7 protein-coding genes are annotated in these 11,885 nt (G+C 62.4%); 6 read left to right on the top strand and 1 reads right to left on the bottom strand.

Annotation, left to right across the window (positions count from 1 at the left end):
• Positions 1-86 precede the first annotated feature (86 nt).
• Genes lexA through ACYZTW_RS19545 form a run of 4 tightly spaced genes read left to right on the top strand, consistent with a single transcriptional unit; the run spans position 87 to position 5,818 of the window.
• Positions 87-704, top strand: coding sequence for a transcriptional repressor LexA (lexA, locus tag ACYZTW_RS19560; RefSeq protein ID WP_282375996.1), 618 nt, complete (start codon positions 87-89; stop codon positions 702-704).
• Entirely contained in the window at positions 704-1,321 is a 618-nt protein-coding gene (gene imuA / locus ACYZTW_RS19555; protein ID WP_462001391.1) for a translesion DNA synthesis-associated protein ImuA, read from the top strand. Before lexA ends, imuA begins: the two co-directional genes overlap by 1 nt.
• Before the next feature lie 7 nt (positions 1,322-1,328).
• Complete coding sequence (locus ACYZTW_RS19550; protein WP_462001390.1) at positions 1,329-2,744, top strand: Y-family DNA polymerase; 1,416 nt, start codon at positions 1,329-1,331, stop codon at positions 2,742-2,744.
• Positions 2,720-5,818, top strand: coding sequence for an error-prone DNA polymerase (locus ACYZTW_RS19545; RefSeq protein WP_462001389.1), 3,099 nt, complete (start codon positions 2,720-2,722; stop codon positions 5,816-5,818). The genes ACYZTW_RS19550 and ACYZTW_RS19545 overlap by 25 nt, the downstream gene beginning before the upstream one ends.
• A gap of 211 nt (positions 5,819-6,029) precedes the next feature.
• Here the strand turns inward: ACYZTW_RS19545 and ACYZTW_RS19540 are convergent, their stop codons facing one another.
• Entirely contained in the window at positions 6,030-6,707 is a 678-nt protein-coding gene (locus ACYZTW_RS19540) for a flavin reductase family protein (RefSeq protein ID WP_462001388.1), read from the bottom strand.
• A 270-nt stretch (positions 6,708-6,977) separates the two neighbouring features.
• Between ACYZTW_RS19540 and ACYZTW_RS19535 the strand changes: the two genes are divergently transcribed.
• Together ACYZTW_RS19535 and uvrA are read left to right on the top strand one after the other, a co-directional pair.
• A complete protein-coding gene (locus ACYZTW_RS19535) occupies positions 6,978-9,089 on the top strand; it encodes a hybrid sensor histidine kinase/response regulator (protein ID WP_462001387.1) in 2,112 nt (703 codons plus the stop codon).
• A gap of 141 nt (positions 9,090-9,230) precedes the next feature.
• Positions 9,231-11,867, top strand: a complete 2,637-nt coding sequence (gene uvrA, locus ACYZTW_RS19530) for an excinuclease ABC subunit UvrA (protein ID WP_462001386.1) — start codon at positions 9,231-9,233, stop codon at positions 11,865-11,867.
• Positions 11,868-11,885 lie beyond the last annotated feature (18 nt).

The following is an 11,885-nucleotide window of genomic DNA, read 5'->3' as shown; positions in this document are numbered from 1 at the left end:
AGGCTCGCTCCCACATGTGGAAACCACAAGGTCTGGGAAGTGAACTGACTGGTGGTTCTTGTCAGGAAATCGCCAAAAGAGTACAAATGTACTCCATGACGACTTTAACTCCCCGCCGTACCGCCATCCTGACCTTTATCCGCGATCGAATCGCCGAGCACGGTCAGTCCCCGAGCCTCGCTGAAATCAGCGAGGCGTTCGGTTTCGCCTCTCGCAGCGTGGCGCGCAAGCATGTGCTGGCGCTGACCGAGGCCGGTTTTATCGAGGTCAATGCGCATCAGGCCCGGGGCATTCGTTTGCTCGGGCAACCGGCGCGGCCCGAGTTGCTGGACATTCCGGTACTCGGCCGGGTGGCGGCAGGTGCGCCGATCGGTGCCGATGCCGAGGTGCACAGCCGCTTGCTGCTCGACCCGTCGATCTTCTCCCGGGTGCCGGATTACATGCTGCGGGTCCAGGGCGACTCGATGATCGAGGACGGCATTCTCGACGGCGATCTGGTGGGCGTGCACCGTAATCCCGAGGCGGTCAACGGCCAAATCGTCGTCGCGCGACTCGACGGGGAAGTCACCATCAAACGTTTCGAGCGGGTCGGCGACGTTGTCCGACTGCTGCCGCGCAACCCGGCCTATAAGCCGATCATCGTCGACGCCGATCAGGACCTGGCCATCGAAGGGGTGTTCTGCGGTCTGGTGAGGCAAGGGTGATGGGCGCCGTCGTTGCGCTGGATACGCTGTTCAATGGCGGCCAGGTCTGGAAGGGCCGGCCTGCGCCACCGGCCGTCAGCCCGCAACCCACCGGGCATGCCGCGCTGGATGCGGCGTTGCCTACTGGCGGTTGGCCGGAAGCGGCGCTGACCGAAATCCTTTTGGCCGGGCAGGGTGTTGGCGAGTTGCAACTGGTGTGGCCAGCGCTGGCGCGGTTGTCCGTCGCGGGCGAGCGCATCGTGCTGGTGGCGCCGCCTTACGTGCCCTATCCCCAGGCCTGGCAGAACGCCGGGGTCGATCTGCGTCAGTTGTCGATCATCCAGGCCAGCGAGCGCGATGCCTTGTGGGCCGCGGAACAATGCCTGCGTTCGGGCAGTTGCGGCGCAGTGCTGTGCTGGCCGCACAAGGCCGATGACCGGGCGTTGCGGCGCTTGCAGGTGGCGGCGGAAACCGGCTCGACCCTGGCGTTTGCCTACCGCTCGATCCATGAAGCGATCAACCCTTCGCCAGCGGCGCTGCGCATCGCCATCGACGCCAGGCCTGCGCAATTGCGCGTGCTCAAGTGCCGGGGTGGGTTGGCCCGTTCGGCGCCGATTGCCTTCCCTGTGGGGCATTGAGGTTGCCATGCGCTGGGTGTGTATTCTCTTTCCGCAATTGGCGCTGGACGCGGTACTGCGTCAGCGCTCCGATCCCGATGAGCCGCTGGCGCTGCTGACCGGCCCGGCCCAGCGTCGGGTGTTGCAAGCGGTCAACGCTTCGGCTCGGGCGCTGGGTTTGCGTCCGGGCCAGTCGATGACCGCCGCCCAGGCCTTGAGCAAAGGGTTTGTCACGGCTGAATACGACGCTACCGAGATCGAGCACTGGCAGCAGTTTCTGGCCGCCTGGGCTTATCGATTCAGTTCACAAGTCAGCGTGCATTACCCGCGTGCGGTGGTGTTTGAAATCGAGTCCAGCCTGGGATTGTTCGGTGCCTGGCCGCAATTCGAGGCGCGGTTGCGGGCCGAGCTCGGCGAGCTGGGGTTTCGCCATCGGATTGTTGCCGCGCCCAACCCGGTGGCGGCACGGGTGCTGGCCAACGCTTATGACGGTCTGGTGGTGCCCGACGATCAAGCCTTGCAACATCATCTTGGGCTGTTGCCCATCGACCGGATCGGGCTGGAAACCAGCGTTGCCACCGCGTTGTCGCGCATGGGGTTGCGCACCTTGAGTCAAGTTCAGGCGTTGCCTCGTCATAGTCTGGCCCGGCGTTTCGAGGCCCAGGTGCTCAAGCATCTGGACACCTTGCTCGGGTTACGGCGACTGGCGCTGGCGTTCTACCTGCCGCCGGACCGCTTCGATGTGCGCATCGAGCTCAACTTCGACGTGCAGTCCCATCAGGCGCTGCTGTTTCCGTTACGCCGATTGACCGGTGACCTGTCCGCGTTTCTTTGCGGTCGGGACAGCGGCGTGCAGCGTTTCGACCTGCACCTGGAACACGCCGGGTTACCGGACACTGTCATCAAGGTCGGCCTGCTCAGCGCCGAACGTGATCCGGCGATGCTCTTTGAACTGGCCCGAGGCCGGTTGGAGCACGTCCAGGTCGAGGCCCCGGTGCGTGGTTTTCGTCTGCGCGCCGAAGACTTGCCGGCCTTCGTTCCCCAGTATCAGGAGCTGTTCGACGACCGCCCGCAGCAGTCCTTGCCGTGGGAGCAACTGCGCGAACGCTTACGCGCGCGGTTGGGAGATGACGCGGTGCAGGGCTTGCGGTTCCAGGCCGATCACCGGCCGGAATGCGCGTGGCAGGCCAGTGTCGACAGTCAGCGCTGTGCAGGGCTGCCTGCCGTGCAGCGTCCGGGTTGGCTGCTGACTGAACCGCTGGCGGTGCACGAAGGTTCGACGCGCATCCTGATGGGGCCGGAACGCATCGAGTCCGGTTGGTGGGACGGCGACGATGTGCGCCGCGATTACTTCCTGATCGAAACCCGTTCCGGTCAGCAGGGTTGGGCCTATCGTGCGGTCGGTGAGGACGGCCCGTTGTGGCTGCAGGGCTGGTTCGCATGAGCGTCGACTATGCCGAGCTGCACTGCCTGTCGAACTTCAGTTTTCAACGCGGTGCTTCCAGTGCCCTCGAACTCTTTCAACGGGCGAAAAAGCAGGGCTATCAGGCCTTGGCGATCACCGATGAATGCACCCTGGCCGGTATCGTCCGCGCCTGGCAAGCGGCCAAATCCGTGGAGCTGCCGCTGATTATCGGCAGCGAAGTGCGGATCGAGAACGGTCCGAAACTGGTGTTGCTGGTGGAAAACCTCGAGGGTTACCAGACCCTGTGCCGACTGATTACCCGAGCGCGGCGCCGTACGCAGAAAGGCCAGTATCAAGTGCTGCGGGAAGACTTCAGTGAACCCTTGCCGGGGCTGTTGGCGTTGTGGGTGCCGGACGCAGTCGATGACTTCGAACAGGGCCACTGGCTGAAACAGACCTTCGCCGAACGCCTGTGGCTGGCCGTCCAGCTGCATCGCGGCCAGGACGATACCCGGCGACTGGGCGCACTGCTGGCCCTGGCGAGGAAGCTGCGAATCCCGGCAGTGGCCAGCGGCGATGTGCACATGCACGCTCGTGGGCGACGCGCCTTGCAGGACACCATGACCGCGATCCGTCATCACGTGCCGGTGGCAGAGGCCGGGTTGCGTCTTCATCCCAATGGCGAGCGACATCTGCGCAGTCTCGAGGCTCTGCAATCGATCTATCCGCAACCACTGCTCGACGAAACGCTGAACATCGCCCGACGCTGCACCTTCGACCTCGGTCAGTTGCGTTATCAGTATCCCCGGGAGTTGGTACCAGAAGGCCAGACAGCTACATCCTGGCTGCGGCATCTGACCGAAGAGGGCATCGCGTGGCGCTGGCCAAAAGGCCCGCAGGCCCAGGTGCTGACGCAGATCGACAAGGAGTTGGAGCTGATCGCCGAGCTGGGCTACGAAAGCTATTTCCTGACGGTTCACGACATTGTGCGTTTCGCCCGTGAGCAAAAAATCCTGTGTCAGGGCCGTGGTTCGGCGGCCAACTCGGCGGTGTGCTTTGCCTTGGGCATCACGGAAATCGATCCGGATCGCACCACGTTATTGTTCGAACGCTTCCTCTCCAAAGAGCGCAACGAGCCGCCGGACATCGACGTCGATTTCGAACACGAACGCCGCGAAGAAGTCTTGCAGTACGTGTTCCAGCGTTATGGCCGGACCCGCGCGGCGCTGACGGCGGTGGTCAGCACGTATCACGCGGCCGGCGCGGTGCGTGATGTGGCCAAGGCCTTGGGTTTGCCGCCGGATCAGATCAACGCCCTGGCCGATTGCTGTGGTCACTGGAGTGATGAAACACCGCCCGTGGAACGCCTGCTTGAAGGCGGGTTCGATCCCGAGAGCCCGGTGCTGCGCCGGGTGCTCAGCCTGACAGGGCAACTGATCGGTTTCCCCCGACACCTGTCCCAGCACCCCGGCGGTTTCGTGATTTCCGAGCAGCCTCTGGACAGCCTGGTCCCGGTGGAAAACGCCGCCATGGCCGAGCGCACCATCATCCAGTGGGACAAGGACGACCTCGATGCCGTCGGGCTGCTCAAGGTGGATATTCTGGCGTTGGGCATGCTCAGTGCGATCCGCCGCTGTTTCGATCTGTTGCGCCGTCATCGCCATCGGGACCTGAGCCTGGCAACGATCCCGTCCGAAGACGCGCCCACCTACGAAATGATTGGTCGTGCCGACACCATCGGTGTGTTCCAGATCGAGTCCCGGGCGCAAATGTCGATGCTGCCCCGGCTCAAACCGGTGAATTTCTACGATCTGGTGATTGAAGTGGCGATCGTCCGTCCGGGGCCGATTCAGGGCGGGATGGTGCATCCGTATCTGCGCCGCCGAAACAAGGAAGAACCGGAGATCTATCCGTCCCCGGCACTGGAAACCGTGCTTAAGCGCACGCTGGGCGTGCCGCTGTTCCAGGAACAGGTGATGCAGATTGCGATCGTCGCCGCCGACTACAGTCCCGGCGAGGCCGATCAGTTACGCCGTTCCATGGCTGCCTGGAAACGCCACGGCGGGCTGGAGCCGCACAAGGATCGCCTGGCCGCCGGGATGAAGAAAAACGGCTACACGGCCGAGTTTGCCGCGCAGATCTTCGAGCAGATCAAAGGCTTCGGCAGTTATGGTTTTCCCGAGTCCCACGCCGCCAGTTTCGCCTTGCTGACCTACGCCAGTTGCTGGTTGAAATGCCACGAGCCGGCGGCCTTCGCCTGTGCGCTGATCAACAGCTGGCCCATGGGTTTCTACAGCCCGGATCAGATTCTGCAGGACGCGCGCCGGCATCATTTGCAGATTCGCCCGGTGGACGTGCGCGCCAGTGACTGGGATTGCAGCCTCGAACCGATCACCGGTGCCCAGCCGGCGATTCGCATGGGATTGCGGATGATCAAGGGCTTTCGCGAGGACGATGCCCGGCGTATTGAGGCGGCGCGGTCGAAGGGGGCGTTTGCCGACATTGCCGACCTCGGCGAGCGGGCGCGACTCGATGCCCGTGCCCAGGAACAACTGGCCGATGCCGGTGCGCTGCGCGGCCTGGCGGGGGATCGTCATCGGGCTCGCTGGGAAGTGGCAGGTGTGCAGAAACAGCTCGGCTTGTTTGCCGGTCTGCCAAGTCAGGAGGAGGGCGCGGTCTCGTTGCCCAAACCCACCGTTGGCGAGGACCTGCTAGCCGATTACAACAGTGTCGGCACCACGCTCGGCCCGCATCCTCTGGCGTTGTTGCGGGGTGAATTGAAAGCCCGGCGCTGCCGCAGTTCGAAGGAACTGCTGGAGGTCGAGCATGGGCGACCGGTCAGCGTCGCCGGGCTGGTGACCGGTCGACAACGCCCGGGCACCGCCAGTGGTGTGACCTTTGTCACCCTTGAAGATGAGTTCGGCAACGTCAATGTCATCGTCTGGCGCGACCTGGCCGACCGGCAGCGCCAGGTGTTGGTTGGCTCGCAATTGCTCAAGGTCGACGGGCGCTGGGAGAGGGAAGGCGAGGTGCGGCATTTGATTGCCGGACGGTTGAGCGATTTGAGTTCGTTGCTCGACGGTATCAGTGTGCGCAGTCGGGATTTTCGTTGACCATCAAAACCACCCCTCACCCCAGCCCTCCCGAAACGTCGGACCGCCCCACAGGGGAGAGGGGAAAGGGAGCCGATCTCCATGCTTTTCAAACCTGAGTTCGACTCGATTTTTCAGGTCGATGCACCTCCAAGAGCACCTCGGTCAGTCCCCTCTCCCTCTGGGAGAGGGTTAGGGTGAGGGGTGGATCTAACTAACACCCCCAACACCCTCATTTACCCAAAGGCCAAAACCGCTCCCCACCCCCCGGCGCCTCCGTCCACGCCTGCAACGACCGTGTTGGCAGATCAAAATAATCGCGCGTGCGCGCATACCCATGCCCACCCATCCGGCCAATCGCATCGAGCCCAAGCTGATCGATATACAAGGTTTTCGGGTCGATCAATTCATCACGCACATGGGCCATCAACACTTCGCCAAAGATAATCTCCCGTGACTGCCCGATGGACAGCGCCATCATCCTTCGGCACTCCAACGCGACCGGAGCTTCGCCAATCCGTGGGCATTTGACCGTGGTGCCGGGAATGGCGGTGAGACCGGCGGCCGTCAGTTCGTCGAAACCGGGGGCGAACGGCACGGCGCAGACGTTCATGGCTTCCACCAGGGCATCGCTGACGATGTTCACGGTGAATTCCTGGTTGAGCTGGATATTGCGCAACACCTGCGGCTGATCGAGTTCATCGAAGCGGGCAATCAGAGCGCTGCGATCGAACTGACCTGCATGCATTTGAATGGCATCGAGAAGGCCATTCTTGACGTCGCCGCCACGCTGAAAACCGGCTACCACCCGCTCAAGCACCTGATCGAGGTTTAGCCACGCTGAAACCTTGTAGCAGCTGCTGAGCCTGCGAGGCTGCGTTCGGCTGCGAAGCAGTCGTAAACCCTGCATCCGAGTTTGTCCTGACACACCGAGGTGTTTGATTTCACGACGGCTTCGTCCGAACGCGGCCCGCACCGAACGCAGCCTCGCAGGCTCGGCAGCTGCTACAAGGTTCGCCCCCAGGGCACACTCCATTGCCACAAAAATCTGCAAGTCAAGAATCAGCTAACCTCTATGAAACCATTGGCGACCGCGATGCTCGAAACAAACGGGCACGCACCGTCCTCATGCCGTTGCGATCCCTTAAGCCAGTCATCTACAGGGATACAGAGTCAGTCGATGCAGTTTCTAGACGATAGCCATGGGTGTGCAGGCTGGAACGGTGAAATGGCCGGGCGCATCCGCGCGTTCGACTGGAGCCTGACCGATCTGGGGAACATGGACACCTGGCCCAGAAGCCTGTGCAGTGCGGTGCAGTTAATGCTCGCGTCCCCACTGCCGATGGTGATGCTGTGGGGCCGACCGGGTTATATGATCTATAACGATGCGTACTCGACGTTTGCCGGTGGCCGCCATCCTTACCTGTTGGGCTCCCCGGTGGAACTTGGCTGGCCGGAAGTCGCCGAATTCAATCGGCATGTAGTCGATACCTGCCTGGCCGGCGGCACCTTGTCCTATCGCAACAAAGTACTGGAGCTGCTGCGCGACGGGATTCCCGAAGACGTCTGGCTGGACCTCTATTACAGCCCGGTGGCGGATGATGACGGGAAACCGGCCGGGGTCATGGCGATGGTGGTCGAGACCACCGAGCATGTGATTTCCGAGCGCCGCCGTCAGGCCACCGAGGACGCCTATCACGCCGACAACGAACGGGTGCGGCTGGCGCTCAATGCCGGGGCTTTGCTCGGCTCGTTCGTCTGGGACATCAAGGACAATGTGCTCTCCGGCGACGAGCGTTTCGCCCGCACCTTTTCCTACCCGCCCGAGCAAAACCTGGCCGACTTGCCAATGGCCGTCGTCAAAGCACAGATCCATCCCGATGACCGCAGCTGGGTGCGGGAGCGGATCAATCAATCAGTGGAAACCGGCGAGCCCTTTAACGCCGAGTATCGGGTCCTGCGCCCGGATGGCAGTTATCTGTGGGTGCAGGCGAGTGGTGGCTGCGAGTTCAATGAACAGGGCGAACCGTTCCGTTTCCCCGGGGTGTTGATCGACATTCACGAACGCAAGACCGCCGAAGAATCCTTGCTCAAGTTCACCCGCAATCTGGAGCAACGCGTTGCCGACGAAGTCGAAGCGCGGCTGGCCGCTGAAGAACAATTGCGTCAATCCCAGAAACTCGAAGCCATCGGCGGTCTCACCGGAGGCGTGGCCCATGACTTCAACAACCTGTTGCAGGTGATAGCCGGCAACCTGCACTTGCTGGCGCGGCATGAACCGGACAACGCCAACGTGCAGCGCCGGGTCAGTGCGTCGATTGCCGCAGTCGAACGTGGCGCCAAACTGTCTTCGCAATTGCTCGCGTTCGCCCGACGTCAGCCCTTGTCGCCAGCGGTCTGCGACCTGCGCCAGGTCTTCGATGGACTCGGGGAATTGTTGCAGCGGGCGCTGGGGGAAACCATTCAGATCAATGTCACCGCGGCTGAAGCCCTTTGGCACGTCTACGTGGACTGTAATCAACTGGAAAACGCCATTCTCAATCTGGCGATCAATGCCCGGGACGCCATGAACGGCGAGGGGACCATTGACTTGAACGCTGAGAACATCGCCCTTGATAGCAAGTTTTGTGCAGGCAAGGGCATCGTCGCCGGCGACTATGTCTGCGTGGCGGTGACTGACAGAGGGGTTGGCATGTCGCCGCAGGTACTCGCACAGGCTTTCGAACCGTTTTTTACCACCAAGGCCGATGGCCAGGGCACGGGGCTGGGACTGAGCATGGTGTTCGGTTTCGTCAAGCAGAGTGGCGGGCATATCGAGATTTCCAGCGTGGTCGGGCAGGGCACTCGGGTGCAGCTGTATTTCCCTCGCAGCCTGCGCCCGATGCTCAACGAAACCACACGTCATGACCCGCAACAGCGAGGCGGACACGAAACCATTCTGGTGGTCGAGGACAACGAGGCGGTGCGCAGCTCAGCGGTGGAGTTACTGAGCGAAGAAGGTTATCAAGTCCTGACGGCGGCCAACGGTGACGCCGCGATGCAGATGTTGCTGGAGGGCGCGGCGGTGGACTTGATTTTCACCGACGTGGTCATGCCCGGCCTGATCAAAAGCTCGGACCTGGCCGCCTGGGCCAAGATGCAGACGCCGCCGCTGGCCGTGCTGTTCACCTCGGGCCACACCCGTGACATTATTTCGCGCAATCACCAACTCAGCCCGGATACGTATTTGCTGAGCAAACCCTATGGCCCCGAGGCGCTCGCACAGATGGTTCGCACCGTCCTCAATGGCTGACCCGATCCAATGTGGGAGCGAGCCTGCTCGCGAAAGCGTCGTGTCAGTCGACATTAACGTTGAATGATAAATTGCATTCGCGAGCAGGCTCGCTCCCACATTGGTTTTGTGTTTTTCCTGCAATTTCATTAAGGCCACCTGATGACATCCACACGCACCTCCAACCCTCCCTCCGGCATGGTCAGGGTGCGCGGCGCCCGGGAACACAATCTGAAAAACGTCGATGTCGACATCCCCAGGGATGCCTTGGTGGTGTTCACTGGCGTGTCCGGTTCGGGGAAATCGTCGTTGGCGTTCTCGACTCTCTACGCCGAAGCGCAGCGCCGCTATTTCGAATCCGTGGCGCCTTATGCGCGGCGCCTGATCGATCAGGTCGGGGTGCCGGACGTCGACTCCATCGAAGGCTTGCCGCCGGCGGTGGCGCTCCAGCAACAACGAGGTACGCCGAGTACGCGCTCTTCGGTGGGCAGCGTGACGACGTTGTCGAGCCTGATCCGCATGCTGTACTCCCGGGCCGGCAGCTATCCGCCGGGGCAGCCAATGCTGTATGCCGAAGACTTTTCGCCCAACACGCCCCAGGGCGCGTGCCCCGAATGTCATGGGTTGGGGCGGGTGTATGAAGTCACCGAAGCGTTGATGGTCCCGGACCCGAGCCTGACCATTCGCCAGCGCGCGGTCGCCTCCTGGCCCACCGCCTGGCAGGGACAGAACCTGCGAGACATCCTGGTGACGATGGGGTACGACGTCGATAAACCCTGGCGTGATCTGCCGAAAAAACTGCGCGACTGGATTCTCTTCACCGAAGAAACACCCACGGTACCGGTGTATGCCGGGCTCACCCCCGAAGAAACCAAAATCGCGCTCAAACGCAACATGGAACCGAGTTACCAGGGCACGTTCACCGGTGCCCGCCGCTACATCCTGCACACCTTCAGCCATTCCCAACGCGCGCTGATGAAGAAGCGCGTCTCGTCATTCATGCTCGGCAGCCCGTGCCCGTTGTGCGATGGCAAACGGCTCAAGCGCGAGGCGTTGTCGGTGACCTTTGCCGGTTACGACATCGGCGAGTTGTCGCAGATGCCGTTGCTGCAAGTGGCCGAAGTCTTGAAACCAGTGGCCGCTCACAGCTACCTCGAACAGACCGAGTCGGCGGGCGAGGTATTGACGCACGACCAGACCCGCGAGGCCCGCGAGCAGCGAGTGGCCCACGGCGCCAGCGGCCACGGTAATGCGCCGGATGTCCGCCACACACCGAACCTGTCGGTGGAGAAGCGCCTGGCCGCGCAGCGGATCGCCCAGGACTTGTTGGAGCGGGTCAGTACGTTGACCGATCTGGGGCTCGGTTACCTGGCGCTGGAACGCAGCACGCCGACGCTGTCGTCCGGTGAGTTGCAGCGTCTGCGCCTGGCGACGCAATTGGGTTCGCAGTTGTTCGGGGTGATTTACGTATTGGATGAGCCGTCGGCCGGTCTGCACCCGGCGGATGGCGAAGCGCTGTTCGAAGCCCTGCAACGCTTGAAAGCCGCCGGCAACACCTTGTTCGTGGTCGAGCATGACCTGGAAACCATGCGTCGCGCCGACTGGTTGATCGACGTGGGCCCGGCGGCCGGCGAGCATGGTGGCCAAGTCCTGTACAGCGGGCCGCCGCCAGGGTTGGCGCAGGTGACGAACTCGCAGACGCGCGCTTATCTGTTCGCCGAGCAGGTCACTCAGCCCCAAGCCAGCCGAAAGGCGAACGATTGGCTACGGCTCGAAGGCATTACCCGCAATAACCTGAACAACCTCAGCGTCGAGTTTCCGCTGGGCTGTTTTACCGCGGTGACGGGCGTCTCCGGTTCCGGTAAATCGAGCCTGGTCAGTCAGGCGCTACTGGAACTGGTGGGCGCGCATCTCGGGCGCGCGGCAAGCGACAGCGAACCGCGAGCGTTGAGCCTGGAGGATGACGCACCACAAGTCAGCGGCGGTCAGGTCATGGCGGGGCTGGAGTCGATCAAGCGCCTGGTGCAAGTCGATCAGAAACCCATCGGCCGCACACCGCGCTCGAACCTGGCGACTTACACCGGGCTGTTCGACAACGTACGCAAACTGTACGCCACCACACCCCAGGCGCAGGCCGAGGGTTACGACGCCGGTCAGTTTTCCTTCAACGTCGCCAAGGGACGTTGCTCAACGTGCGAAGGTGAAGGCTTTGTCAGCGTCGAGTTGCTGTTCATGCCCAGCGTCTATGCACCGTGCTCGACCTGCCACGGCGCGCGCTACAACCCGCAGACGCTGGCGATCATTTGGCAAGGGTTGAATATCGCCCAAGTGTTGCAGCTGACGGTGGACGAGGCAGTCACAGTGTTTGCCGAGCAGCCGGGTATTCGTCGTTCTCTGGAGGTGCTGCGCGATATCGGCCTGGGTTATCTGCGCCTCGGCCAGCCGGCGACCGAGCTGTCGGGCGGCGAAGCCCAGCGGATCAAACTGGCCACCGAGCTGCAACGCAACCAGCGCGGGGCCACGCTGTATGTGCTCGACGAGCCCACCACCGGTTTGCACCCAAGGGATGTCGATCGCTTGCTCGAACAGTTGAATACGCTGGTGACGGCGGGACATACGGTGATCGTCGTCGAACATGAAATGCGCGTGGTGGCGCAGAGTGACTGGGTGATCGACATCGGGCCGGGGGCGGGGGACCAGGGCGGGAAGATTGTCGTCAGTGGTACACCGCAGAAAGTCGCCAACAGCAAAAAGAGCCGGACCGCACCGTTTTTGGCCAGAACCCTGGGTACGGCTTGAATCGGTGGTGTTTTTTCT

The sequence above is a fragment of the Pseudomonas sp. LB3P25 genome (genome assembly GCF_054897985.1).
This window is presented reverse-complemented; position numbering and strand designations above follow the sequence as displayed.

Coding starts and splice junctions, on each gene's coding strand:
- ACYZTW_RS19540 (WP_462001388.1), bottom strand. CDS start 6,707: ATGCAGGGTTTACGACTGCTTCGCAGCCGAACGCAGCCTCGCAGGCTC.
- lexA (WP_282375996.1), top strand. CDS start 87: ATGTACTCCATGACGACTTTAACTCCCCGCCGTACCGCCATCCTGACC.
- uvrA (WP_462001386.1), top strand. CDS start 9,231: ATGACATCCACACGCACCTCCAACCCTCCCTCCGGCATGGTCAGGGTG.
- ACYZTW_RS19535 (WP_462001387.1), top strand. CDS start 6,978: ATGCAGTTTCTAGACGATAGCCATGGGTGTGCAGGCTGGAACGGTGAA.
- ACYZTW_RS19550 (WP_462001390.1), top strand. CDS start 1,329: ATGCGCTGGGTGTGTATTCTCTTTCCGCAATTGGCGCTGGACGCGGTA.
- imuA (WP_462001391.1), top strand. CDS start 704: ATGGGCGCCGTCGTTGCGCTGGATACGCTGTTCAATGGCGGCCAGGTC.